The sequence below is a fragment of the Pseudomonas sp. LG1D9 genome (genome assembly GCF_002949995.1).
GTDB lineage: Bacteria > Pseudomonadota > Gammaproteobacteria > Pseudomonadales > Pseudomonadaceae > Aquipseudomonas > Aquipseudomonas proteolytica.
Genome location: NZ_CP026881.1, coordinates 3,443,258 through 3,466,728 on the forward strand (window position 1 = coordinate 3,443,258; position 23,471 = coordinate 3,466,728).

22 protein-coding genes are annotated in these 23,471 nt (G+C 62.2%); 7 read left to right on the forward strand and 15 right to left on the reverse strand.

From position 1 onward, the window contains the following. Nucleotides 1–54 precede the first annotated feature (54 nt). The 3 genes from C5F71_RS16165 to C5F71_RS16180 all read right to left on the reverse strand — a co-directional run bounded on the left by C5F71_RS16165 (nucleotide 55) and on the right by C5F71_RS16180 (nucleotide 4,271). Nucleotides 55–1,755, reverse strand: a complete 1,701-nt coding sequence (locus C5F71_RS16165) for a collagen-like triple helix repeat-containing protein (protein WP_177410408.1) — start codon at nucleotides 1,753–1,755, stop codon at nucleotides 55–57. 312 nt (nucleotides 1,756–2,067) lie between these two features. Beyond that, a complete protein-coding gene (locus tag C5F71_RS16175) occupies nucleotides 2,068–2,916 on the reverse strand; it encodes a MaoC family dehydratase (RefSeq protein WP_104911511.1) in 849 nt (282 codons plus the stop codon). A gap of 2 nt (nucleotides 2,917–2,918) precedes the next feature. Then, nucleotides 2,919–4,271, reverse strand: a complete 1,353-nt coding sequence (locus tag C5F71_RS16180) for a 3-oxoacyl-ACP reductase (protein WP_104911512.1) — start codon at nucleotides 4,269–4,271, stop codon at nucleotides 2,919–2,921. Between the two features lie 106 nt (nucleotides 4,272–4,377). Here C5F71_RS16180 and C5F71_RS16185 point away from each other — a divergent pair, with 106 nt between their 5' ends. Both C5F71_RS16185 and C5F71_RS16190 read left to right on the forward strand, forming a co-directional pair. After that, entirely contained in the window at nucleotides 4,378–5,655 is a 1,278-nt protein-coding gene (locus tag C5F71_RS16185) for an acetyl-CoA C-acetyltransferase (protein ID WP_092233214.1), read from the forward strand. 174 nt (nucleotides 5,656–5,829) lie between these two features. Continuing rightward, entirely contained in the window at nucleotides 5,830–6,726 is an 897-nt protein-coding gene (locus C5F71_RS16190) for a PA4780 family RIO1-like protein kinase (protein WP_029297573.1), read from the forward strand. Between the two features lie 178 nt (nucleotides 6,727–6,904). Here the strand turns inward: C5F71_RS16190 and cueR are convergent, their stop codons facing one another. The 3 genes from cueR to C5F71_RS16205 form a co-directional block, all read right to left on the reverse strand. Continuing rightward, the gene (gene cueR, locus C5F71_RS16195; protein WP_104911513.1) at nucleotides 6,905–7,312 is read right to left on the reverse strand and encodes a Cu(I)-responsive transcriptional regulator; all 408 of its coding nucleotides are present in this window, start codon (nucleotides 7,310–7,312) and stop codon (nucleotides 6,905–6,907) included. After that, the gene (locus tag C5F71_RS16200; RefSeq protein WP_104911514.1) at nucleotides 7,309–9,510 is read right to left on the reverse strand and encodes a cation-translocating P-type ATPase; all 2,202 of its coding nucleotides are present in this window, start codon (nucleotides 9,508–9,510) and stop codon (nucleotides 7,309–7,311) included. Before C5F71_RS16200 ends, cueR begins: the two co-directional genes overlap by 4 nt. Before the next feature lie 204 nt (nucleotides 9,511–9,714). Next, nucleotides 9,715–10,095 (reverse strand): hypothetical protein, encoded by a 381-nt coding sequence (locus C5F71_RS16205; RefSeq protein WP_029297567.1) that lies wholly within the window; start codon nucleotides 10,093–10,095, stop codon nucleotides 9,715–9,717. A gap of 145 nt (nucleotides 10,096–10,240) precedes the next feature. On the opposite strand from C5F71_RS16205, the gene C5F71_RS16210 reads away from it, so the two are divergent. Continuing rightward, nucleotides 10,241–10,438 carry a heavy-metal-associated domain-containing protein gene (locus C5F71_RS16210; protein ID WP_029297565.1) on the forward strand — a complete coding sequence of 66 codons (198 nt, stop codon included), beginning with the start codon at nucleotides 10,241–10,243 and terminating at the stop codon, nucleotides 10,436–10,438. An 86-nt stretch (nucleotides 10,439–10,524) separates the two neighbouring features. Further along, on the forward strand, nucleotides 10,525–11,718 hold the full coding sequence (locus tag C5F71_RS16215; protein ID WP_104911515.1) for a multidrug effflux MFS transporter: 1,194 nt from the start codon (nucleotides 10,525–10,527) through the stop codon (nucleotides 11,716–11,718). A gap of 8 nt (nucleotides 11,719–11,726) precedes the next feature. Here the strand turns inward: C5F71_RS16215 and C5F71_RS16220 are convergent, their stop codons facing one another. Then, complete coding sequence (locus C5F71_RS16220; RefSeq protein WP_029297561.1) at nucleotides 11,727–11,906, reverse strand: hypothetical protein; 180 nt, start codon at nucleotides 11,904–11,906, stop codon at nucleotides 11,727–11,729. 149 nt (nucleotides 11,907–12,055) lie between these two features. Beyond that, complete coding sequence (locus C5F71_RS16225; protein ID WP_029297560.1) at nucleotides 12,056–13,069, reverse strand: zinc-binding alcohol dehydrogenase family protein; 1,014 nt, start codon at nucleotides 13,067–13,069, stop codon at nucleotides 12,056–12,058. A 122-nt stretch (nucleotides 13,070–13,191) separates the two neighbouring features. Between C5F71_RS16225 and C5F71_RS16230 the strand changes: the two genes are divergently transcribed. Then, nucleotides 13,192–14,121, forward strand: a complete 930-nt coding sequence (locus C5F71_RS16230) for a LysR family transcriptional regulator (protein ID WP_029297557.1) — start codon at nucleotides 13,192–13,194, stop codon at nucleotides 14,119–14,121. A 134-nt stretch (nucleotides 14,122–14,255) separates the two neighbouring features. Further along, the gene (locus C5F71_RS16235) at nucleotides 14,256–14,954 is read left to right on the forward strand and encodes a helix-turn-helix transcriptional regulator (RefSeq protein ID WP_104911516.1); all 699 of its coding nucleotides are present in this window, start codon (nucleotides 14,256–14,258) and stop codon (nucleotides 14,952–14,954) included. Nucleotides 14,955–15,057: 103 nt separating this feature from the next. On the opposite strand, the gene C5F71_RS16240 is transcribed toward C5F71_RS16235, so the two are convergent. Beyond that, complete coding sequence (locus C5F71_RS16240) at nucleotides 15,058–16,011, reverse strand: adenosine deaminase (protein WP_029297554.1); 954 nt, start codon at nucleotides 16,009–16,011, stop codon at nucleotides 15,058–15,060. 194 nt (nucleotides 16,012–16,205) lie between these two features. Between C5F71_RS16240 and C5F71_RS16245 the strand changes: the two genes are divergently transcribed. Next, nucleotides 16,206–17,294 carry a calcium:proton antiporter gene (locus C5F71_RS16245; protein WP_029297553.1) on the forward strand — a complete coding sequence of 363 codons (1,089 nt, stop codon included), beginning with the start codon at nucleotides 16,206–16,208 and terminating at the stop codon, nucleotides 17,292–17,294. Here C5F71_RS16245 and C5F71_RS16250 read toward each other — a convergent pair whose 3' ends face one another. From C5F71_RS16250 to C5F71_RS16280, 6 genes are all read right to left on the reverse strand, one after another. Further along, nucleotides 17,295–18,650 carry an 8-oxoguanine deaminase gene (locus tag C5F71_RS16250; RefSeq protein WP_104911517.1) on the reverse strand — a complete coding sequence of 452 codons (1,356 nt, stop codon included), beginning with the start codon at nucleotides 18,648–18,650 and terminating at the stop codon, nucleotides 17,295–17,297. Nucleotides 18,651–18,970: 320 nt separating this feature from the next. Next, nucleotides 18,971–19,657 (reverse strand): SDR family oxidoreductase, encoded by a 687-nt coding sequence (locus tag C5F71_RS16260; protein WP_029297549.1) that lies wholly within the window; start codon nucleotides 19,655–19,657, stop codon nucleotides 18,971–18,973. Nucleotides 19,658–19,703: 46 nt separating this feature from the next. Then, nucleotides 19,704–20,285, reverse strand: a complete 582-nt coding sequence (locus C5F71_RS16265; RefSeq protein WP_029297547.1) for a YigZ family protein — start codon at nucleotides 20,283–20,285, stop codon at nucleotides 19,704–19,706. Between the two features lie 13 nt (nucleotides 20,286–20,298). After that, nucleotides 20,299–20,958 (reverse strand): TetR/AcrR family transcriptional regulator, encoded by a 660-nt coding sequence (locus tag C5F71_RS16270; RefSeq protein ID WP_104911518.1) that lies wholly within the window; start codon nucleotides 20,956–20,958, stop codon nucleotides 20,299–20,301. Nucleotides 20,959–21,045: 87 nt separating this feature from the next. Beyond that, nucleotides 21,046–22,440 carry a uracil-xanthine permease family protein gene (locus C5F71_RS16275; protein WP_104911519.1) on the reverse strand — a complete coding sequence of 465 codons (1,395 nt, stop codon included), beginning with the start codon at nucleotides 22,438–22,440 and terminating at the stop codon, nucleotides 21,046–21,048. Nucleotides 22,441–22,526: 86 nt separating this feature from the next. Beyond that, entirely contained in the window at nucleotides 22,527–23,447 is a 921-nt protein-coding gene (locus tag C5F71_RS16280) for a LysR family transcriptional regulator (RefSeq protein ID WP_029297541.1), read from the reverse strand. Nucleotides 23,448–23,471 lie beyond the last annotated feature (24 nt).

A 23,471-nucleotide genomic window follows, 5' to 3' on the forward strand; every position in this document is an offset into this window, starting at 1 on the left:
CAACCAAGCGTAGGCGCTGTAGAGGAGGCCGTCTAATGGCCAGGTGCAATTCTTCTATTTGCCGGTCAGGCCCTTGAGCAGGCCACCTACGCCGGTGTTTGCAGTGGCCGATCCAGACGCCGTGGCATTGGCGTTGGCGTTGATGTTCAGACCGCCGAGCAGGCCACCACCACTACTACCGCCGGTGCCGCCGGTTACCAGGCCACCGACCGAGGACACCACCCCACCGACTGTGTTGACGGTCTGGCCTACAGTGTTGGTGATTGGGTTGGCATTGGCTGCAGTGATGTTGCCGCCGAGGCTGCTGACAGCGCCGCCCACTTGAGTCACCAGGCCGTTGACCGGTGCGCCGATGCCGGTGGTGGTGCCGATGTTCTGGGTCAGGCTGCTGACACCCGAAGTCACAGGGTTAAGCGCCGCGCCCACATTGGTCGCCAGACCTGCTACCGGTGCGGTTGCTGCGGTGTTGGCCACACCATTGCCACCGATCACTGTGCCGAGCGAGGCCACGGTGTTGCCCAGTGCGCCACCTGCCACACCCCCTGCACTGACGGTGCCGTTGGTGTTGCCCGCATTCAGGCCGTTACCGACGTTGGCCACCAGGCCGCCCACCAGTTCAGGCAGACCGGATGCCGGGGCACTGCCACTGCCGGTACCGGCAGACGGTGCCACATAACCACCCGCAGTGCCTGCTACCGCACCGACACCGCTGAGCACGCTGCCCACGGCACCGGTCACTGGGTTGCCAGCGCCACCTGCGCCTGCCACCTGAGTGCCGAGGCCGGTGACGGTAGAGCCGACTTTATCCAGCAGGCCATTGACCGGGTTGCCCAGGCCGGTGGCTTTACCCAGGTTGCCGGTGGTGTTTTCCACCAGCGAGACCACAGGCACCAGCACTTTGCCGCCCAGGGTGTTGGTGACCGATCCCAGTGGGCCGGTGGTGCTGGCGGTACTCAAGGTATCGCCGAGCATGGTGACTGCCTGGCCAACTTTATCCACCAGGCCACCTGCTGCCCCACCGACGCCGCCGGTAAGGCCGCCGACTACCGGGATACCGCCCAGGGTAGTCGAGAGTGTTTTGCCGGTGTTCGAAACACCCGTGCCCAGGTCGGCAACGCCGTTGGCCACACCGGCCACGGTAACGCCTACGGAGTTGCTGTTGGTGCCCAGGGAGCCCAGGCCAGTGCCGACGCCAGTGCCGACGCTGCCAACCGCGGTGCCCACGCTGGTCACCAGGCCGCCTGCGGCAGTGCCGACTACCGGAACGCCGCCAACGGTCGTGCCGATGCCACCGATCGCTGTACCGACGTTACCGAGGGTGCTGCCCAGATTGGCCGCAATCTGACCAGTGACCAATGGGCTGGTAGTCGAGCCGGTGCCGCCGCCTGTGCCGCCGCCAGTACCACCGCCTGTGCCGCCACCTGTGCCGCCGCCAGTGCCACCGCCGGTTCCGCCACCTGTGCCGCCGCCAGTGCCACCGCCGGTTCCGCCACCTGTGCCACCGCCGGTTCCGCCGCCAGTGCCACCACCGTCGCCGCCACCTGTGCCGCCACCCGTGCCACCGCCAGTTCCGCCACCGTCGCCGCCACCCGTGCCGCCGCCGTCACCACCACCGGTACCGGCGCCAGCATCCGGGGACGAGGATGCAACGCTGCTCTTATGACCGCCACCACCACTGCTGCAGCCTCCCAGGCTCATCGCCAAGATAAGGGCCAATGCAGTACTTGCCTTCCACAACACGACTTGAGTTTTCATGATGAGTTCCTTAGCACCTGGTACAGCCTTTGTTGGTCTCGCAAGTTCACCCGTTCTTCAGCAGGCAATATTTGCGTCCGTTGTGGCTATAACAGTCCTCGGCACTCTTTGTCGCAACGCTCAACTTGGTATTAACGATTTATATACAGGCACGGATATGCGTCTTGGTGATTAATACCAACGGTATATAAGTGAGGTTTCTGTTAAATGTGATGCGATGTAAATCAATGACTTGAATAAGTTAGCGGGCTATCGATAGCCCGCTATAACTTAGGTTGTATATATACAATTAATCAGCCGGTTAACCCGATTTCAGGCAATCGCTTGCCACTTGCCGAGCATATGCTCGATATCGCCAGCGCCCTTGAGTTGCAACTCGCCGCTGGAACCGGGGGCACTGCTCAACAAGATGACCTCGCCAGGCAGGCGTACCGGTTTCTTGAACTCCACGTAGATCTCGATGTTCGCCGCGGGTAGATGTTCATGCAGGGCCGCCACAGTGCGCGCCTTGTTCCACAGGCCATGGGCGATCGCCTGGGGGAAGCCGAACAACTTGGCGGTCAGGGCGCTTAAGTGGATCGGGTTGTAGTCGCCGGATACCCGGGCATACCGCCGACCGATGTCGGACGGTGCCTTCCAGCGAGTCAGCTCGCTGACCGTACTGGGCGCTGGCAGGGATTGCTCCGGTACCTCGCCATCGAGTTTCACCCCGCGACAAAGCATTTGGCTTTCACCTTCCCACAGCAAACCCAGGGAATCCTCGACCGTGGTGATCAGGTCAAAGGTCGCGCCCTTGGCGTGGGGTTGCAGGTTGCGCGAATGCACACTGACCCGCACCTCGCTGACCCCGCCCATGGGGCGAAACACGCGGATACGGTTGCTCAAGTGCACCAGCCCTAGCAGCGGGAAGGGGAACTGCGGTGCCGTCAGCAGTTGCAGCTGCAGGCCGAACGCCATGATGTGTGGATAAGTCGCCGGCAACATCGGGCTCTCGGCAAACCCACAGACCTTGCGGTAGGCCGTCACTGCCGCAGGATTGACCTGCACCCGGCAATGCAACCCTGAGTCGGGCAGCGTGGTGCCGGTGATCTTGCGCTTGAGTGCGGCGCGCCAATACAGCGGCGGCAGTGCCGGGCTGCGAGGTAATGTGTACCACAGCATAGTTACGCTCCCAGCAGGCTTTGCCCGCATACACGCAACGCCTGGCCACTGACCGCACCTGAGCCCGGTTGGCCTAGCCACGCTACCGCTTCGGCAACATCCTGCGGCAAACCGCCCTGGCCCAGGGAGCTCATGCGCCGCCCGGCTTCACGCAAGGCGAAAGGAATATGTGCAGTCATCTGGGTTTCGATAAAGCCCGGGGCAACGGCGTTGATGCTGATGCCCCGTTGCGCCAGCAGCGGCGCCCAGGCCTGGGCCAGGCCGATCAGCCCGGCCTTGCTCGCGGCGTAGTTGGTTTGCCCGCGGTTGCCGGCGATGCCGCTGATCGAGGCCAGCAACACCACGCGGCCGTTGTCGTGCAGGGTGCCGCTGTCGAGCAGGGCCTTGGTCAGCACTTGTGGGGCGTTGAGGTTGACCGCCAATACGGCGTCCCAGTATTCCGGGGTCATATTGGCCAGGGTCTTGTCGCGGGTGATCCCGGCGTTGTGCACCACGATGTCGATGCCATCTGGCAATTGTTCGATCAGTTGCGTGGCGGCGTCATCGGCGCAGATATCCAGGGCAATGCCACGCCCGCCCAAGCGTGCGGCGAGGGCGTCGAGATCGGCCTTGGCCTGCGGCACATCCAGCAACACAATTTCGGCACCGTCCCGGGCCAGGGTTTCGGCAATTGAAGCGCCGATACCTCGGGCAGCCCCGGTCACCAGGGCCTTGAGCCCGGCCAGTGGGCGCGTCCAGTCATGCACTTGGGTCGGGCAGGCACTCAGGCGCAGCACCTGCCCGGAGATATAGGCGCTTTTCGGCGAGAGGAAAAACCGCAGCGCGCCTTCCAACTGTGCTTCGGCGCCTTCGCCGACATACAGCAACTGCAAGGTGCCGCCGTTGCGCAGCTCCTTGGCCAGCGACCGGCTGAAGCCTTCGAGGGCCCGCTGGGCACTGGCGGCGAATGGATCGCTGAGGCTTTCCGGGGCGCGACCGAGAATCACCAGGTGCGCGCTGTGATCGAGATTTTTCAGCAGCGGCTGGAAGAACTCGCGCAGTTGCTTGAGTTGGTCGGTGTCTTGCAAATGGCTGGCATCGAACAGCACCGCCTTGAGCTTGGGGCCATGCCCGGGGATCCAGGGCGTGGCCTTGAGCGGCTCGGCCCCGTAGCTGTAGATGGCCTCGGTGAGTTTATTGGCAAATCCCAGCACCTGGGCCGCCAGCGGGCCGCCACCCAACAGCAGGGCGCCTTCCACCGGGCGCAGGCGCCCGGCTTGCCAGCGCTCCAGGCGTACCGGGGACGGCAGGCCAATGGCCGAGACCACGCGGTGGCCAAGGTTTGAGTTGGCGAAGTCGATATAACGGTCAGGCATGGAACGCTCTCCGGCTGCTGGGGTTCAAAGGGTGGACCATCAATAGGTGACAGTCGTTCCTAGTCTAGGCTCAGGATTGCACCTACCACCTAACAGGGAGCTTTCCATGACTCAGTTGCGCCGTGTCGCGATCATTGGCGGTAATCGTATCCCCTTCGCCCGTTCCAATGGCCCCTACGCCACGGCCAGTAACCAGGCGATGCTGACGGCTGCCCTGGAAGGCTTGATCGAGCGCTACAACCTGCACGGCCTGCGCATGGGCGAAGTGGCTGCAGGTGCGGTGCTCAAGCATTCGCGGGACTTCAACCTGACCCGTGAGTGCGTGCTGGGCTCGCGCCTGTCGCCGCAAACCCCGGCCTACGACATTCAACAGGCCTGTGGCACCGGGCTGGAAGCGGCGCTGCTGGTGGCCAACAAGATTGCCCTGGGGCAGATCGAATGTGGGATCGCAGGTGGTGTCGACACCACTTCCGACGCGCCCATCGGAGTGAATGAGGGCCTGCGCAAAATCCTCCTGCAAGCCAATCGCAGCAAATCCATGGCGGATAAATTAAAAGTCCTGTTACAACTTCGTCCCCAGCACCTCAAGCCGGAGTTGCCGCGCAATGGCGAGCCGCGTACTGGCCTGTCCATGGGCCAGCATTGCGAATTGATGGCGCAGACCTGGCAGATTCCCCGCGCCGAGCAGGACCAACTGGCCCTGCAAAGCCATCAGAAAATGGCCGCGTCCTATGCCGAGGGCTGGCACAACGATTTGCTCACGCCGTTCCTGGGCCTGACCCGTGACAACAACCTGCGCCCGGACCTGACCCTGGAGAAACTCGCCAGCCTCAAACCGGCTTTTGAGCGCAGTGAAAAGGGCACTCTCACCGCTGGCAACTCCACGCCACTGACCGATGGCGCCTCCCTGGTGTTGCTGGGCAGCGAAGCCTGGGCCAAGGAACGTGGCCTGCCGATTCTCGCCTACCTGCGTGATGGCGAAGCGGCGGCGGTGGATTTCGTCAACGGTGCCGAAGGGCTGTTGATGGCGCCGGTGTATGCCGTCCCACGCTTGCTGGCGAGAAATGGCCTGACCTTGCAGGATTTTGACTACTACGAAATTCACGAAGCCTTCGCTGCCCAAGTGTTGTGCACCCTCAAGGCCTGGGAAGATGCCGATTACTGCAAGACCCGCCTGGGGCTGGATGCGCCGTTGGGCTCAATCGACCGCAGCCGCCTGAACGTCAAGGGCAGTTCCCTGGCCGCCGGGCACCCATTTGCCGCCACCGGTGGGCGTATTGTCGCCAACCTGGCCAAGCTGCTGGACGCGGCGGGCAAGGGGCGCGGGCTGATCTCGATCTGCGCGGCGGGGGGCCAAGGCGTGACGGCGATCATTGAGCGCTGATCTCGGCTATTATCCGAACGCCTCGGGCAATAGCGGCTTTGTCGGATTAATCTGGCATATTGGATGCATTCTTTAGCAGATCAAGGCTCGTTACCCTCTCCCCGCTGTGCGAGGATTGCCGTATAACGAGTGCCATACGCGTGTTTGGTAATAAAGGACCCACAATAAAAGCTGATGAAGACTCCTAAACGCATTGAACCCCTGATCGAGGACGGTCTGGTCGACGAAGTGCTGCGCCCACTCATGAGTGGTAAAGAAGCAGCTGTTTATGTGGTGCGCTGCGGCAACGAGTTACGTTGCGCCAAGGTCTACAAGGAGGCGAATAAACGAAGTTTTCGTCAGGCGGCCGAATACCAGGAAGGCCGCAAGGTCCGCAACAGCCGGCAGGCCCGGGCGATGGCCAAGGGTTCCAAGTTCGGCAAGAAAGAAACCGAAGACGCGTGGCAGAACGCCGAAGTTGCGGCTCTGTTTCGTTTGGCCGGCGCCGGTGTGCGCGTGCCCCAGCCCTACGACTTCCTTGAAGGCGTATTGCTGATGGAGCTGGTGGCCGATGAATACGGTGATGCGGCGCCAAGGCTCAACGACGTGGTGCTGGAGCCGGATCAGGCCCGTGAGTATCACGCGTTCCTGATCTCGCAGATCGTGCTGATGCTGTGTACCGGCCTGGTGCACGGTGACCTCTCGGAGTTCAACGTACTGTTGACGCCGACGGGCCCCGTGATCATCGACTTGCCGCAAGCGGTGGACGCGGCGGGCAACAACCACGCATTCACCATGCTGGAGCGGGACGTGGGCAACATGGCTTCGTATTTCGGGCGATTTGCCCCGGAATTGAAGACCACCAAGTACGCCAAGGAGATGTGGGCGCTGTACGAAGCCGGCACCTTGCACCCGGCCAGTGTGTTGACTGGCGAGTTCGACGAGCCGGAAGAGTTGGCAGACGTCGGCGGCGTGATGCGTGAGATCGAAGCGGCGCGGCTCGACGAAGAGCGACGCCAGGCGATCCGCGCAGCGGACGATGCACCACCGGGCAAACCGGCGGAAGAACCGCCGCCGCCTTGGATGCAGTGATCGCCCGGCATACTGGGGGTTAAAAATGTGGGAGCTGGCTTGTGTGGGAGCTGGCTTGCCTGCGATAGCATCACCTCGGTGCAACTGATGTACCGAGGTGCCTGCATCGCAGGCAAGCTGGCTCCCACACAAGCCAGCCTCCACACAAGCCAGCCCCCACATTGGGTTTTGCGTTCAGTCAGTTGGATCCGCAACAGCTGCCCGACGCCAATTCCTTGAGAATCGGACAATCGGGCCGGTGATCGCCCTGGCAGTGCTCCACCAGGTCCTGCAACGTATCGCGCAACTGCCCCAGTTCGCGGATCTTGTGATCCAGCTCCTCGATATGCTGGCGAGCCAACGCTTTCACGTCGGCACTGGCCCGTTGCCGGTCCTGCCACAACTCCAGCAACTTGCCGACTTCCTCCAGGGAAAACCCCAGGTCTCGCGAGCGTTTGATAAAGCCCAGGGTGTGCAGGTCGTCGTCGTTATACAGGCGATAGCCGCTGTTGCTGCGATGGGCCGGCTTGAGCAGGTTGATCGACTCGTAATAGCGAATCATCTTCGCACTCAAGCCGCTTTGCCGGGCTGCCTGGCCGATGTTCATTGGCGGTGATCCTCCAGATCCTTGGGTTTCCAGGTTTTCAACAGTAGCGCATTGCTGACCACGCTCACGCTGGACAGGGCCATGGCGGCGCCGGCCAATACCGGGTTGAGCAGGCCGAATACGGCCAGCGGAATGCCGATCAAGTTATACACAAAGGCCCAGAACAGGTTCTGTCGAATTTTCGCGTAGGTCTTGCGGCTGATTTCCAGGGCCGCGGGCACCAGGCGCGGATCGCCGCGCATCAAGGTGATGCCGGCCGCGTGCATGGCGACGTCGGTGCCGCCGCCCATGGCAATGCCAATATCTGCTGCGGCCAAGGCCGGCGCATCGTTGATGCCGTCGCCGACCATGGCCACCACGCCGGTCTTTTTCAGCTCGGCGACGGTGGCGGCTTTATCGGCGGGCAATACTTCGGCGTGCACATCATCGATGCCCAGCGCTTGTGCCACCACGCGGGCGCTGCCGCGGTTGTCGCCGGTCAGCAAATGGCTGCTGATATGCCGCGCCTTGAGCTGTTGCACGGCTTGCAGGGCACCCTCCTTGAGCGTGTCGCCAAAGGCAAACAGGCCCAGTACGCGAAGCTGTGGGCTTTGCTCGATCAGCCAGGACAAGGTGCGGCCTTCGGCTTCCCAGGCGCTGGCATTGGCGGCCAGGTCACCTGGCTTCAAGCCGGTTTCATCGAGCATGCGCCGATTGCCCAGGGCCAGTTGCCGACCGTCCAGGGTGCCGGCAATGCCGCGTCCGGTCAGGGATTGGCTGGCGCTCACATCGGCAACCGGCAAACCTTGATCATTACAGGCGTCCAGCACCGCCTTGGCCAAGGGGTGTTCGCTGCCGCGTTGCAGGGCGCCGGCCTGTTGCAGCAACAAGGCTTCGTTGCCATCCACTGCCCTCAGGTGGGCGATTTTCGGCGCGCCGGAGGTGAGGGTGCCGGTCTTGTCGAATACCACCGCGCTGACTTCGTGGGCGCGCTCCAGTGCTTCAGCGTCCTTGATCAGAATCCCGTGGCGGGCCGCGACGCCAGTGCCGGCCATGATCGCCGTTGGCGTGGCCAGGCCCAGTGCGCAAGGGCAGGCAATGACCAGCACCGCCACCGCATTGATCAATGCCGTTTCCAGCGGTGCACCGTACAACCACCAGCCAATCAGGGTGGCGAGGGCGATCACCAGCACGGTCGGCACAAACACCTGGCTGACTTTATCCACCAGTTTCTGGATCGGCGCCTTGGCCGCCTGGGCGTCTTCGACCAGGCGAATGATCCGCGCCAGCACGCTCTCGGCACCGAGGGCCAGGGTGCGTACCAGCAAACGGCCTTCACCGTTGATTGCGCCGCCGGTGACTTTATCCCCAGGTTGTTTCGGCACCGGCAAGCTTTCACCGGTGATCAAGGCTTCATCGGCGTGGCTTTGGCCTTCGACCACTTCGCCATCCACCGGAAAGCGCTCGCCGGGCTTGACCAGCACCAGGTCGTTGAGGCGCAGGGCGCTGATGGCAACCTCTTGCTCACGGCCATCGATCAGCTGAATCGCCCGCTCCGGCCGCAAGGCCTCCAGGGCACGGATGGCGCTGGCGGTCTGGCGTTTGGCGCGGCTTTCGAGGTATTTGCCCAGCAGCACCAGGGCAATCACCACCGCCGAGGCTTCGAAGTACAGATGGGGTTCAACCCCTGCCGGGGCGATTAGCCACTGGTAGATACTCAGGCCATACCCGGCGCTGGTACCGATGGCCACCAGCAGGTCCATATTGCCGGCGCCGGCGCGCACGGCTTTCCAGGCGGCGACATAGAAGCGCGCACCGAAAATGAACTGCACCGGCGTGGCGAGGAGGAACTGCACCCAGGCCGGCAGCATCCAGTGCAGGCCGAAGGGCTGCACCAGCATCGGCAAAACCAGCGGCAACGCCAACGCAATGGTCATCACCAGCGACCAGCGTTCGCGTTTCAGACGCTGTTCCTGGCTGGCTTGGGTGGCGGTTTCGCTTTGCGGCAGGGTGGCGGTGTAGCCGGCTTTTTCCACGGCGGCGATCAGCACGGCAGGGTCCATCTGGCCCGCCACCTCGACATGGGCCCGTTCATTGGCCAGGTTGACGCTGACGCTTTGCACGCCGGGCACCTTGTTCAGGGCGCGCTCGACCCGGCCCACGCAACTGGCGCAGGTCATGCCGCTGATCGGCAGGTCGAAGGTGGTGGATCCATTCATGGGGCGTTCCTCCAGGAAAAGTTGCCTGTAGGATCAAGCTTGACCTTAGGGGAAGGTCAAGCCCCTTAATTCACGGCAAGCCCTGATACCGTTTTTTTGTAGGAGCGAGCTTGCTCGCGAAGAACTGGAGAGCGCCGCATTTACCCGGTAAATACGCGTCATCGTTGTCGTTCTTCGCGAGCAAGCTCGCTCCTACAAAAACGGTCAGTAACCGAGCTTGGCGGCCTTGAGGTACATGCCGTCCGCGCCCTGGGCAATGCGCAACTTGCGTACGTCGCCGGCTTTCAGCGTGATCTCTTGGGCTTTGGGCGCCAATAGCCCCGGCAGGCAGCCTGGAGCCTGGCCCGGCAGCAGCTTGAGACGCAGCGAGACCTTGCCTTCCGGGAAGTTGAACGAGGTGGCCTGCTCCTGGAACAGCCGCCCGGCCAACTGGTCATTGACGTACAGGCCAATCTCGCAGTTGGTGGGCACTTCCAGGCGCTCCCTGGATACGATCAGCACCGCATAGTCCTCGGCGGCGCTGGCCTGGGGAACGGCGGCGAACAGGCTCAGCAGACTGGCAAGGCCAAAAAACGACCAGCGCATGGTGAATTCTCCGGTTTAGATCGTTGATGCTTGCAGCTTGGCGGACGTCGCCGGGGAATACCAGCCCGGCGGTTGTTTTCAGCGCTTGACCTTGCCATCGTGGCAAGGATGAGACTGGGTGCAACCTCACTCAAGGAGTCATGTCATGCAAATATTCAGCGTTGAAGGAATGACCTGCGGCCACTGCGTTCGGGCCGTGACCCAAGCGGTACAGGCCAAGGACCCGGCGGCCAGTGTGAATGTGAATCTGGCCGCCAAGGAAGTCGGCGTTGAAAGTCGTTTATCGCCGGACGAAGTGATCAGCCTGATCAGCGAAGAAGGCTACAGCGCCAAGCTCGCCTGATTATTTAATAGGTAGCGAGCTAACGTAATGTTCAAGGCACTCAAGCGCGGCTAGACTGTCGGGCTGCCGACTCTACCGGGTGCCTGATGAACCTTCGCATAATCCTTATTCTGGGGGCCTTGAGCGCATTTGCGCCGCTGGCCATCGACTTTTACCTGCCGGGCTTCCCGGCCATGGCCGTGGCATTCGGCACTGACGAAAAACATATCCAACTGACCCTGGCGGTGTACTTCACGGGCCTGGCGATCGGTCAGTTGATCTATGGGCCGCTGGCGGATCGTTTTGGCCGGCGTATCCCGCTGTTGAGCGGTGTCACTTTGTTCACCGTGGCTTCCCTGGCGTGCGCCTATGCGCCGTCCCTGGAATGGCTGATCGGTGCGCGCTTCGTCCAGGCCCTGGGCGGGTGTGCGGGCATGGTGATTTCCCGGGCGGTGGTCAGCGACAAGTGCGATGCGGTGGGCTCGGCCAAGGTTTTTTCGCAATTGATGCTGGTGGTCGGGCTGGCACCGATCCTGGCGCCGATGCTCGGTGGGGTGATGGTCAACCTGTGGGGCTGGCAGTCGATCTTCCTCGCGTTGACGGTATTCAGTGTCGGCGCCGGGGTGGCGGTGGCTGTCGGCTTGCCGGAAAGTTTTCCGGCCCATCAGCCTCGGCAGCCACTGTCCGGGGCGTTGCGCCAATACGGGCGGCTGCTGGCTGATCGGGTATACCTGGGGTATGCCGTGACTGGCGGTATCGCAATTGGCGGGATGTTTGCCTACATCGCCGGTTCACCTTTCATCTTTATCAAGCTGTATGGCGTGCCGGCCGAGCACTACGGTTGGCTGTTCGGCACCAATGCCGCGGGCTTTATCCTGGTGGCCCAGGTCAACGCGCGGCTGCTGTCCAAGCGCGGCCCGGCGTTTCTGCTGACCCGCACGGTGTGGGTCTACCTCGCAGCGGCGTTGGCGTTGCTGGCGGTCAGTGCCTTGCATACCGAAGCATTGTGGCCGCTGCTGGTGCCGCTGTTCCTGTGTATTGCCAGCCTGGGTTGCATCATGCCCAACACTTCGGCGTGCGCCATGAACGGCCAGGGCGCACGGGCCGGCAGCGCGTCGGCACTGCTGGGCTGCATCCAGTTTGGCGTGGCCGCGGGTGCAGCGTCGTTGGTCGGCGCATTGCACGACGGCACAGCCATGCCGATGTCGATCGTCATCAGCTTGTGCGGGGTGTTGGCGGTAGTGGTGGCCATGTTGACCCAGCGCCTGCAACGGCAGCGAGCCTTGCAAGCGCAGGTCTGACGGCGTTTTCAGCCAGTAGCGCGCTGCTGGCTTTCGGGAAAGCGGTGGGGCGCCTGGATGCGGTTTTGCAGGGTGTTGGCGAAGGCGCGGGCCTCGGCTTCAGTGCGGAAGGTAAAGGCGTCGTGGTCCAGGCGGACCTGCCATTTGTTGCCTTGGGATTTTGCTAACGCTTTTATCAGGATCTTCATTGCTGACTTCCTCACGTAAAAGATTGCGTGGCAAAGGCGGCCAATATAAACCCGAATACGCTCACAAATATGACAAGGATCAAGTCTCTGACTAGCGGTGCCGTCCGTTACCTACAGCGATAACAGACGGTACTGACAGAGCCCTTGGCTTAGAAGCCTTCCAGCACGATCTTGCCCTTGGCCTTGCCGCTTTCCAGCAGGGCATGGGCCCGGCGCAGGTTCTCTGCGTTGATCAGGCCGAAGTGTTCGCCCACCGTGGTTTTCAGGGTGCCGGCATCGATCAGTTCGGCTACCCGATTGAGCAGGTTGTGCTGCTCGATCATGTCGGCGGTCTCGAACATCGAGCGTGTGTACATGAACTCCCAGTGCAGCGAGAGGCTCTTGCGCTTGAGCTTGAGCACGTCCAGTGACTTGGGATCATCGATCAAGGCCAGTTTGCCCTGGGGCGCGAGGGCTTCGACCAACTGGTCCAGATGCTGGTCGGTCTGGGTCAGGCTGGCGACATGGGTCACCTGTGGGTGGCCTGCGCGCTTGAGTTCTTCGCTCAGTGGCTGGCTGTGGTCGACCACCAGATCAGCCCCCAGGTCCTTGGCCCAGGCCTGGGTTTGCGGGCGCGAGGCACTGCCGATCACCTTGAGCGCGGTGAGTTGCGCAGCCAGCTGGGTAAGGATCGACCCCACGCCACCGGCAGCGCCGACGATCAGCAGGCTCTGGCCTTGATCGGTCTGGCCTTCAGCAATTTGCAGGCGCTCGAACAGCAGCTCCCAGGCGGTGATGGCCGTCAATGGCAGGGCGGCCGCCTCAGCAAAACCCAGGCTCTGGGGCATATGGCCGACGATGCGCTCATCCACAGTATGCAACTCGCTGTTGCCGCCCGGGCGTGTCAGGGAGCCGGCGTAAAACACCTTGTCGCCGACCTTGAATAGGGTGACGTCGCTGCCCACGGCCTTGACCACGCCAGCCACGTCCCAGCCCAGTACCTTGGCCGCGCCGTTTTCCGGGGCGACGTTTTGGCGGATCTTGGTATCGACCGGGTTGACCGAGATGGCTTTGACTTCCACCAGCAGGTCGCGCGGGCCGGCTACCGGCTCAGGCAGTTGCACATCTTGCAGGGACTTGGGGTCGTTGATCGGCAATGCGGCGTAGTAGGCGATGGCTTTCATGACGAGTTCCAGAGTGTACGGAATGGGATGGGTAGATCATTGGCTATTTCTCTTGCAGATAAAACCCGCTAAAAGAGCAGTCTCTTTCAATATTTTTTTGATAATTGCCTGGGGCGGTGCTCATGCTGCGTTTTGATGATTTGCAATTGTTTGTGCGTGCGGCGGATTTGGGGAGCTTGTCGGCTGCCGCACGGGTCATGGATATGTCGGCGGCGGTGGCCAGTGCTGCGTTGAAACGCATTGAGCAACAGTTGGGTGCGCGCTTGCTGGCACGTTCCACCCGCAGCCTGCGCCTGACCGCCGAGGGCGAAGGCTTTCTAGAGTACGCCCGGGGTGCCTTGAGCCAACTGGATGAAGGCCGTCGCCTGCTGGCCAGCGGCCAGGATCATGTCAGCGGCGTCCTGCAGCTGTCGGCGCCTTCGGACTTCGGACGGAACCTGTTGCTGCCGTGGTTGGACGAGTTTCAGCGCGAGCACCCGCAATTGAGCGTGCGCCTGCTGCTGGGCGACCGGATCGCCGACCTGTTCCGCCAACCGGTGGATATAGCCTTGCGCTACGGCGAACCCGAGGATTCGAGCCTGGTGGCGTTGCCGGTGGCGCCGGACAATCGTCGGGTACTGTGCGCAGCGCCCGGCTACTTGGCCCGGCATGGCGAGCCGCGCCATCTGGAAGAACTGGCCCAGCACAATTGCCTGCTCTATATGCTCGGCAGCCGGGTGCACGACCATTGGCGGTTTCAGGACGCCAAACGGGAAATCAGCCTGACTGTCAGCGGTGACCGTTTCAGTGACGATGCGGATGTGGTGCGGCGCTGGGCCGTGGCCGGGGTGGGCATTGCCTACAAGTCCTGGCTGGATGTCAGCGCCGATGTACTGGCTGGTCGCCTGCAGTTGCTCTTGCCCGAGCTGCAGGGTGAACGCACACCGCTCAATCTGCTGTGTGCCCATCGTGCGCAATTGAGTAAACCGGTCAACCTCTTACGAGAAATGCTTGTGGCACGTTGTGGGAAGTTGAGCGCGCAATTGCCCGAACGCAGGGGAACTACGCAATAACCTCAGGAATTTCAGGAAATTTCAGGCAGCTGCTGTCGCTGATTTGGCGGTAGGACGCCACGGAATCTGCTGCCCACACACTTATACTTTTGCGCGAAATGGAGCAGACCAACGATTCAACAGGGAGTGAGTACATGGAACAGGCACCTTGCATCAGCCAGATCGCCACCTTGCTGGCAGACCCCAAGCGCACTGCAATGATCTGGGCGTTGATGGACGGTTCGGCCAAGCCGTCCGAGGAACTGGCGATGCTGGCCGGGTTGTCAGCGTCATCGGCCAATGCGCATTTGGCGCGGTTGGCGGCGGGCGGGTTGCTGCGTATCGAAGCCCGGGGGCGCAAGCGTTTCTTCCGCATGGCGGCGGCGGATGTGGCCGCAGCCGTCGATGCATTGGCCAGTACCACAATGGCCAGTGTGGCGCGCAGTGCGCCCAGCCGGTCGGTCGCGGTATTGCTGGCGCCGGCGTTGTTGCGTCAGGCACGGCTCTGCCATGACCACCTGGGCGGGGAAATGGCCGCGGCACTTTATCAACGCATGGTGTTGGCGAAGTGGATTGAACGCTTCGAGCAGCGGATCCACGTGACCCCCTTGGGCGCACGCCATTTGGCCGAGCATGGCATTTTTACCCAGGCCCTGGCCCACCAGAGTTACGCGACGATGGCTTGCGATTGTTATGACTGGAGCGAACAGCAGCCGCACCTGGGGGGGGCGTTGGGGGCAGGGTTGTTGCAGTTGTTCATGCAGTCGCGCTGGTTGCAGGCGATCAGTGAGTCGAGCGCACTGCAGGTTACCGAGACCGGGCGCCTGGAAATTGCCCGGATGGCAGCTGTGTAGGAGCGGGCTTGCCCGCGAACAATTCAAAGGCGCCGCGTTCATCCAGGATGTACGCTTTATCGTTGGCGTCCTTCGCGAGCAAGCTCGCTCCTACAGGGAGGGGTCAGGGCTTGACCAGGCGTGCATCCAGGCTGTTTTGCGCCAGGCGGCTAGCCTGGTCCTGGGTCATGCCCAGGGAGGTGTGCAGCGCGTGGAAGTTTTCGGTGACATACCCGCCAAAGTAAGCCGGGTCATCGGAGTTCACCGTGACCTTCACCCCACGTTCGAGCATGTCGAGGATGTTGTGCTGGGCCATGTCGTCGAATACACACAGCTTGGTATTGGACAGCGGGCACACGGTCAGGGGGATCTGCTCGTCGATGATCCGCTGCATCAGGCGCTCGTCTTCGATGGCGCGCACGCCATGGTCGATACGCTGGATTTTCAGCAGGTCGAGGGCTTCCCAGATGTATTCCGGCGGGCCTTCTTCGCCAGCATGGGCGACGGTCAGGAAACCTTCGCCACGGGCGCGATCGAACACGCGCTGGAACTTGCTCGGTGGGTGGCCCATTTCCGAGCTGTCCAGGCCCACGGCGACAAACGCATCACGGAACGGCAGCGCCTGGTCTAGGGTTTTTTGCGCTTCTTCTTCGCTCAGGTGGCGCAGGAAGCTGAGAATCAGGCCGCTGGTGATACCCAGTTGCTGCTCGCCATCTTTGAGCGCGCTGGCGATGCCATTGAGCACTACTTCAAAAGGGATGCCACGGTCGGTGTGGGTCTGCGGGTCGAAGAACGGCTCGGTATGAATCACGTTCTGCGCCTTGCAACGCAGCAGGTAGGCCCAGGTCAGGTCGTAGAAGTCCTGGGACGTGCGCAATACATCGGCGCCCTTGTAATAGAGGTCGAGAAACTCCTGCAGGTTGTTGAAGGCGTAGGCCTTGCGCAGGGTCTCGACGTCGTTCCACGGCAGCGCGATCTTGTTGCGTTCGGCCAGGCTGAACAGCAGCTCGGGCTCCAGCGAACCCTCCAGGTGCAGGTGCAGTTCAGCCTTGGGCAGGGCGTTTAGCCAGTCGTACATGTGTGCGTTCTCATCAGGTGCAATGGCGACATTCTACAGGCCAGGGCGCAAATAATCGGTAAAACCTGACCGAGCGGTAAGCATTCTTCGTGCCTGTGCCAGTGGGTGAATGAACTAAGGTGTAACGAAACGTTAGCGATTCGCTGCAGTCTGTACCCCATCAATGACTGAATCGCCGCTCGAAAAGGCCCGCAATGCTCACATCCCTCAAGCAAGAAAAATTCATGTGGCTGGCGCTGATCGCCGCCATCGCGGCCTACCCGCTGGAACACTGGCTGCTGCACAGTGGGCAGGCCACGGCGCTGCTCGGTGGCCTGGTGCTGATCGGCTTTATTGTCATGGCTTCGATGCGCGTGGCCCATCACGCCGAACTGCTCGCCGAAAAGGTGGGCGACCCCTACGGCACGATGATCCTGACCCTCGCGGCAGTGCTGGTGGAAGTGGTGATCCTGGCGATCATGATGAGCAACGAGGCGTCGCCGACCCTGGTGCGCGACACGATTTATTCGGCGGTGATGCTGGATATCAACGGCATCCTCGGCCTGGCCGCGCTGATGGGCGGCATCAAGCATGGCGAGCAGTCCTACAACGATGATTCGGCGCGGACCTACAGCGTGATGATCCTGACCGCCATGGGTGTGTCCATGGTGGTGCCGGAATTCATCCCCGAGGCCGACTGGAAAATCTACTCGGCCTTCACCATTGGCGCGATGGTGGTGCTGTATGCCTTGTTCCTGCGCATGCAGGTGGGGCCACACAGTTACTTCTTCAGCTACAGCTATCCGGAAAAACGCCGTAAGCCGCTGCCGGAGGAACAGGCGTCGCCGGTCAACCTGACATTCTCCATCGCAACCCTGGTGTTTGGCGTGGTGGTGATTGGCGCATTGGCCGAAGTGATGTCCAAGACCCTGGACCTTGGCCTGGAGGGCACGGGTGCGCCGCCGGTGATCACGGCGATCCTGGTGGCAGCGATTTCTGCCGCGCCGGAGATACTGACCGCGTTGCGTGCAGCGTTGGCCAACCGTATGCAGTCGGTGGTCAACATCGCGCTGGGGGCTTCGTTGTCGACGGTGATCTTGACTGTGCCGGTGATGGAAGCGATGGCGCTGTACACCGGCCAGCCGTTTCAGATGGCGATGACACCGGTGCAAACAGTGATGGTGTTTATCACGCTGATTGTCAGCGCGATCAACCTCAACGATGGCGAAACCAACGCCATCGAAGGGATGACCCACTTTGTGCTGTTTGCGACCTTTATCATGTTGTCGCTGCTGGGTGTGTAGCTAGCCGGCAATCAACTGCCGCGCCGCCTGGCTGTGATCGGCGATCAGGCCCTTGAGGTCCATGCCCTCGATCTGCCCGTCGATCACCCGCCACTTGCCGCCCACCATCACCCGGTCCGCGCGGTCGGCGCCGCACAACAGCAGCGCCGAAACAGGATCGTGGCTGCCGGAGAAGCGCAGCTCATCAAGCTTGAACAGCGCCAGGTCAGCTTGTTTGCCTACGGCCAACTCGCCGATGTCGCTACGGCCGAGCAGTTGCGCAGAGCCTTTGGTGGCCCAGCCCAGCACGCCTTCAGGGGTGATTTTTTCCGCCCCGTAGCGCAGGCGCTGGATATACAGGGCCTGGCGTGCTTCGAGGATCATATTGGACGCATCGTTGGAGGCTGAACCGTCGACGCCCAGGCCAATCGGCGCGCCGGCGGCGATCAGGTCCAGGGTCGGGCAGGTGCCGGAGGCCAGACGCATGTTGGAGCTTGGGCAGTGGCAAATCCCGGTGCCGGCCGCGCCCAGGCGGGCGATTTCATCGGGGTTGAAGTGAATGCCATGGGCCAGCCAGGTACGTGGGCCGAGCCAGCCGACGCTGTCGAGGTAGTCCACGGTGCGCAAGCCGAAGCGTTGCAGGCAGAAGTCTTCTTCGTCGAGGGTTTCGGCCAAGTGGGTGTGCAGGCGTACGTCGAGCTGGTTGGCCAGTTCAGCGCTGGCGCTCATGATTTCGGGGGTGACCGAGAACGGCGAGCAGGGCGCCAGGGCGATCTGGATTTGCGCGCCGTCGCCGCGCTCGTGGTAGCGCTTGATCAGGCGCTGGCTGTCTTCGAGGATCACTTCACCCTGCTGCACGGTCTGCTGCGGTGGCAGCCCACCATCGGCTTCGCCCAGGCTCATGGAACCGCGCGTGAGCATGGCGCGCATGCCCAGTTCGCGCACGCTGTCGACTTGCACGTCGATCGCATTTTCCAGGCCGTCGGGGAACAGGTAGTGGTGGTCGGCGGCGGTGGTGCAGCCCGAGAGCAGTAATTCTGCCAGGGCGACCTTGCTGGCCAGCGCGAGTTTTTCCGGGGTCAGGCGCGCCCACACCGGGTACAGGGTTTTCAGCCAGGGGAACAACGGCTGGTTGACCACCGGCGCCCAGGCGCGGGTCAGGGTTTGGTAGAAGTGATGGTGGGTGTTGATCAGGCCGGGAAGGATCACATGCTCGCGGGCGTCGAAGGTTTGTTCGCAGGCCATGCTCGGTTGTTGGCCGAGGGCGAGCACTTCGACGATCACGCCGTCTTGCAGCACCAGGCCGCCACGGGCATCGAGGGCATTGGCGGTGAAGATCGCGAGAGGGTTTTTTAACCAGATACGGGTCGCAGGCATTGGCCGGCTCCTCTGAATGATGGGTTCAGGTTTGCCAGCTCAGTGTTGCCCTGTCTGCTGATCCAGGGTCGCCGGTAAGGGCGAGGAGGGAAGTCTACGTGGAGTGAGCGGTGGGGTCTATCCACCGCTCATCGGTGGTGGCGAGTGAGTCTGTTGTGGTAAGCCGGCTTTTCGTGGCGAGCGGGCTTGCCCCGCGCTGGGCTGCGTAGCAGCCCTGAAACCTGGCGCCGAGGTGTGTCTGAAAAAATAGGGTGAGCTTATTGGGGCTGCTGCGCAGCCCAGCGCGGGGCAAGCCCGCTCGCCACAACATCGCTACAGTCTTACCAGGGAATGGTCTGGCCCTTGTAGTTGACGAAGTGATGGCCGCCCTTGCCGGTGTAGGCGTTCACTTGGGCAATCAGGCCGCGCACGCTGGTCTCCACATCCAGGTCGGCACCTTCGCCGCCCATATCGGTCTTGACCCACCCCGGGTGCAGTGACAGTACGGTCAACTTCTGCTCGCCCAATTGCGTTACAAAGCTGTTGGTCATGGAGTTCAGCGCGGCCTTGCTCGCCTTGTACAGCGCCAGGTCCGGCGCATCGGGCATGGTCACGCTGCCCAGTACCGAACTCATGAACGCCAGTACGCCACTGCCTTGGCGGATCTGCGGGGCAAAGCGTTGGGCCAGGTTGATCGGCGCCACGGCGTTGGTGAAAAACAGTTGGCCGACTTCGGCCTGGGTCGCGTGGCCTGGGGTCTGGATGGCCGGGCCCTTGACGCCGGCGTTGACGAACAGCAGGTCGAAGGTGCGGTCCTTGAGGCGCTGGCTCAGGGCGATCACGGCCTGCTGGTCGTCCATGTCGAGTTTCTCGATCTGGACCGGGCCCACAGCTTTCAGGGCATCGGCCTTGCTTGGGTCACGCACGGTGGCGGTCACATCCCAGCCGTCCAGGAGCAATTGCTTGACCAGGCCCAGGCCCAGCCCGCGCGAGGCGCCGATGATCAATGCGGTTTTTGGCGTAGACATGAAGGCTTCCTTTGGCGTCGAGGTTCAGTGAACAACATTATCAGGTTCAACGTTGCAGCAGGATTCGCCCACGGCTCAGGTCGGCCAACTGCGATTGCAGGGTGTCGATATGGGCTTCGCCGAGTGCCAGTTGCAACTCCACGCCGTTGGCGGTGAAGGTTTCTTCCAGGACCAGGCCACCCAGTTCGGCGACACGCAGCTTTACCAGCGGCAACTCAGCAAAACCACAGGCACAGCTCAAGGGCACGCGGCTGATCAACTCGACCCGTTCGGCGTTTTGCAGGCATTTATTGGCGCCGCCCCCATACGCGCGGGCCAGGCCACCGGTGCCCAGTTGGATGCCGCCGTACCAGCGGACCACCAGCACCACGACCTGGTCAAACCCCTGGGCCTCGATGGCGGCCAGGATCGGGCGTCCGGCGGTGCCGCCGGGTTCGCCGTCATCGTTGCTGCGGTATTGCCCGCCCAGTTTCCAGGCCCAGCAGTTATGCGTGGCATTGAGGTCGCTGTGCTGCTCGATAAACGCCTGGGCGTCTTGCGGGCTGGTAATCGGTGCAGCAAAGGTGATGAAGCGGCTTTTGCGGATTTCTTCGCGAAATTCACAAAAGCCCGTAAGGGTGAAAGGCATCGGGTCGCTTCGTTCAGAGGGCCGGCTTGATGCCACAGCCCTTGAGAATAATGTGGATGAGGTTGGTGCCAGCGTCTTCCATGTCCTGCTTGGTCAGCTTGGTGCGGCCGGTCACGCGGCAGATCTGGGTCGCGAAGTCGGCGTAATGCTGGGTGCTGCCCCACAGCAGGAAGATCAAGTGTACCGGATCCACGGGGTCCATCTTGCCGGCATCGATCCAGGCCTGGAAGACCGCGGCCCGGCCGCTGAACCAGGTGCGGTAGTCCTGGCTGAAATATTCGGTAAGGCATTCGCCGCCGCTGATGATCTCCATGGCGAAAATCCGCGAGGCCTGTGGTTGGCGTCGCGAGTATTCCATCTTGGTGCGGATATAGCGGGTCAGCGCCTCGGCGGGATCATCCTCGGCGGTGAGGGTGTTGAAGGTGCTGTCCCACAGTTCGAGGATATTGCTCAGCACCGCGATGTACAGCCCCAGCTTATTGGTGAAGTAATAATGCAGGTTGGCCTTCGGCAGCCCGGCACTCGCGGCGATGGTGTTCATGCTGGTGCCTTTGTAGCCGTGCCGGGCGAATTCGTCTTCGGCGGCCTGGATGATCGCTTGTTCGTTCTTTTGTCGAATGCGGCTGGCGGGTTTTCCGGCGTGGCTGTTGTGGGCAGGAACTTCGAGGCTCATGGAGGTTTCCGTGCAGATCGATGAATGCGATTGCTGCACAGATAACCCACCCTCAAGCCTCAGACAAGTCCCGATACGATAAAAGCGTCAAAGCGGTTCCAGTGTGTCGTTTTCCACGAGTGGATTTGCGGCGCGCGTTTCGGCCTTGGATTCCGGCAGGATCAGGCACAGCACAATTGCCGTCAGCCCGCCGCTGGTGATGGCCGAGTCGAACAGGTTTTGCACCAGGGTTGGCATCAGGTGCAACAAATTCGGTTGCGCGGCGATGCCCAGGCCGACCCCAAACGAGGTGGCGATGATCAGCATGCTGCGTCGGTCCAGCGGGGCCTGGGCCAGGATGCGCACGCCAGCGGCGGCCACACTGCCGAACATCACCAGGGTCGCGCCGCCGAGCACCGGCTTGGGGATTTGCTGCAGTACCGCGCCAATCAGCGGAAACAGCCCGAGACAAAACAGCACCACGCCGATGTACAGCCCCACATAGCGGCTGGCGACGCCGGTCAACTGAATCACCCCGTTGTTCTGGGCGAAGGTGGTGTTGGGAAAGGCGCTGAAGGTGGCGGCGATCATGCAGCTGACGCCATCCCCGAGCACACCGCCCTTGAGCCGGCTTATATAGGAAGGGCCGCTGATGGGTTGGCGGGCGATCATGCAGTTGGCGGTGAGGTCGCCCACGGTTTCGATGCTGCTGATCAGATAAATCAGCGCGACCGGCAGGAAGGCGCTCCAGTCGAAGTTGAAACCAAAACGGAACGGTGTCGGCAGGCTGATCAAGGGCAGGTCGGGCAGGGGCTGGGGTACCAGTTTGCCGCTGAACCATGCAGCGAGGCTGCCCAGTACCAGGCCGATGATGATCGCGCTAAGGCGTACCCACGGGGTATCCGAACGGTTGAGCAGGATAATCGTCAGCACCACGAACAGGCCCAGGGCCAGGTTGGTCGGCGCGCCAAAGTCCGGGGCATTGAAGCCGCCGCCCAGGTCGGTGATGCCCACTTTGATCAGGCTGATGCCAATCAGAGTAATCACAATGCCGGTCACCAGCGGCGTGATGACCCGGCGCAATTGGCCGATAAAACGGCTCAGCACGATCTGCACCAGCGCGCCGAAAAAGCACACGCCGAAAATCATCGCCAGGATGTCGTCCGGGCTGCCGCCGCGCTGCTTGACCAGGAAACCCGCTGACAAGACTGCGCCGAGAAAGGCAAAGCTGGTGCCTTGCAGGCAGATCATCCCCGCGCCAATTCCAAACGGCCTACGCGCCTGGATGAAGGTGCCGACACCGGAAACCATCAACGCCATGCTGATCAGGTAGGGCAGGTGGGCGGCCAGGCCCAGGGTGGAGCCGATGATCAGTGGCGGGGTGATGATGCCGACGAAGCTGGCGAGCACATGTTGCAGTGCCGCGAGCAAGGCGGGCAGTGGTTTGGGGCGGTCGTTGAGACCGTAGATCAAGTTGCTGGCGCTGGAGGATTCTGGTGGCATGGCATGTGGACTCAGGGCTGACGGTTCATGGTCCCTGTGCCTTGCAAAAAGCTGTCCACTTGCTCAGGTTTTGTGTGGAGCCCGTATCAGCGGGTCGCGGCCAGGCTTTCGAGGAAGCTTTCCAGCACCAAATGAGGGCGACGGCCTTTGCGCGTGACCGAAGCCAGGCTTAAATCGTAAAAGCGTGTAGGCGGTTTCAGCGCACGCAGTCGGCCTTGTTGCACCCACAGACTGGCGTAGTGATCGGGCAGGTAGCCGATATAGCGCCCGGTAAGGATCAGGAAGGCCATGCCTTCGCGGTCGGACGCGCTGGCGGTGCAGTTGAGCGCCTGATAATGGGCCTGGATATCGGCGGGCAGGCGGAAGGTCGGTGCGATGGCGTCCTGGCTGTTGATGCGTTGATCGTCCAATTGTTTGTCGTCGGCGTAAAACAGCGGGTGGCCCACCGCGCAGTAGAGCAGCGAACGCTCGCTGTACAGGGGTTGGTATTCCAGGCCCGACAGGGCGCTGGCCTGGGGGACCACGCCGACATGCAGGCGCCCGTCGAGCACGCCTTGCTCAACTTCATTGGGGGCGATCATGCGGATCTGGATTTGCACGTCGGGGCCGCGCTCTTTCAACTGCGCCAGTGCATGGGTGATGCGCATATGGGGCAGGGTCACCAGGTTATCGGTCAGGCCGATGATCAGTTCGCCGCGCAGGTGTTGGTGCAGGCCGTTGACCTCGGTGCGGAAACTTTCCAGCGCACTTAACAGTTGCAGGGCCGATTGGTAGACCTCCCGGCCTTCTTCCGTCAGGGAGAAACCGGCGCGCCCGCGTTGGCACAGACGCAGGCCCAGGCGCTGCTCGAGATCGCTCATTTGCTGGCTGATCGCAGAGCGACCAATGCCCAGCACGGTTTCCGCCGCCGAGAAGCCTCCGCACTCCACCACGCTGCGGAAGATGCGCAACAGGCGGATATCGAAGTCGCTCACTTGGGCCAGCGGGTCGGGTCGGCGGCTGCTCATAGTTTAGTAAAAGCCTGACTGAAG

Coding starts and splice junctions, on each gene's coding strand:
- C5F71_RS16250 (WP_104911517.1), bottom strand. CDS start 18,650: ATGCCTGCGACCCGTATCTGGTTAAAAAACCCTCTCGCGATCTTCACC.
- C5F71_RS16210 (WP_029297565.1), top strand. CDS start 10,241: ATGCAAATATTCAGCGTTGAAGGAATGACCTGCGGCCACTGCGTTCGG.
- C5F71_RS16165 (WP_177410408.1), bottom strand. CDS start 1,755: ATGAAAACTCAAGTCGTGTTGTGGAAGGCAAGTACTGCATTGGCCCTT.
- cueR (WP_104911513.1), bottom strand. CDS start 7,312: ATGAACATCGGCCAGGCAGCCCGGCAAAGCGGCTTGAGTGCGAAGATG.
- C5F71_RS16265 (WP_029297547.1), bottom strand. CDS start 20,285: ATGCCTTTCACCCTTACGGGCTTTTGTGAATTTCGCGAAGAAATCCGC.
- C5F71_RS16230 (WP_029297557.1), top strand. CDS start 13,192: ATGCTGCGTTTTGATGATTTGCAATTGTTTGTGCGTGCGGCGGATTTG.
- C5F71_RS16205 (WP_029297567.1), bottom strand. CDS start 10,095: ATGCGCTGGTCGTTTTTTGGCCTTGCCAGTCTGCTGAGCCTGTTCGCC.
- C5F71_RS16225 (WP_029297560.1), bottom strand. CDS start 13,069: ATGAAAGCCATCGCCTACTACGCCGCATTGCCGATCAACGACCCCAAG.
- C5F71_RS16260 (WP_029297549.1), bottom strand. CDS start 19,657: ATGTCTACGCCAAAAACCGCATTGATCATCGGCGCCTCGCGCGGGCTG.
- C5F71_RS16245 (WP_029297553.1), top strand. CDS start 16,206: ATGCTCACATCCCTCAAGCAAGAAAAATTCATGTGGCTGGCGCTGATC.
- C5F71_RS16185 (WP_092233214.1), top strand. CDS start 4,378: ATGACTCAGTTGCGCCGTGTCGCGATCATTGGCGGTAATCGTATCCCC.
- C5F71_RS16215 (WP_104911515.1), top strand. CDS start 10,525: ATGAACCTTCGCATAATCCTTATTCTGGGGGCCTTGAGCGCATTTGCG.
- C5F71_RS16235 (WP_104911516.1), top strand. CDS start 14,256: ATGGAACAGGCACCTTGCATCAGCCAGATCGCCACCTTGCTGGCAGAC.
- C5F71_RS16240 (WP_029297554.1), bottom strand. CDS start 16,011: ATGTACGACTGGCTAAACGCCCTGCCCAAGGCTGAACTGCACCTGCAC.
- C5F71_RS16220 (WP_029297561.1), bottom strand. CDS start 11,906: ATGAAGATCCTGATAAAAGCGTTAGCAAAATCCCAAGGCAACAAATGG.
- C5F71_RS16190 (WP_029297573.1), top strand. CDS start 5,830: ATGAAGACTCCTAAACGCATTGAACCCCTGATCGAGGACGGTCTGGTC.
- C5F71_RS16180 (WP_104911512.1), bottom strand. CDS start 4,271: ATGCCTGACCGTTATATCGACTTCGCCAACTCAAACCTTGGCCACCGC.
- C5F71_RS16275 (WP_104911519.1), bottom strand. CDS start 22,440: ATGCCACCAGAATCCTCCAGCGCCAGCAACTTGATCTACGGTCTCAAC.
- C5F71_RS16270 (WP_104911518.1), bottom strand. CDS start 20,958: ATGAGCCTCGAAGTTCCTGCCCACAACAGCCACGCCGGAAAACCCGCC.
- C5F71_RS16175 (WP_104911511.1), bottom strand. CDS start 2,916: ATGCTGTGGTACACATTACCTCGCAGCCCGGCACTGCCGCCGCTGTAT.
- C5F71_RS16200 (WP_104911514.1), bottom strand. CDS start 9,510: ATGAATGGATCCACCACCTTCGACCTGCCGATCAGCGGCATGACCTGC.
- C5F71_RS16280 (WP_029297541.1), bottom strand. CDS start 23,447: ATGAGCAGCCGCCGACCCGACCCGCTGGCCCAAGTGAGCGACTTCGAT.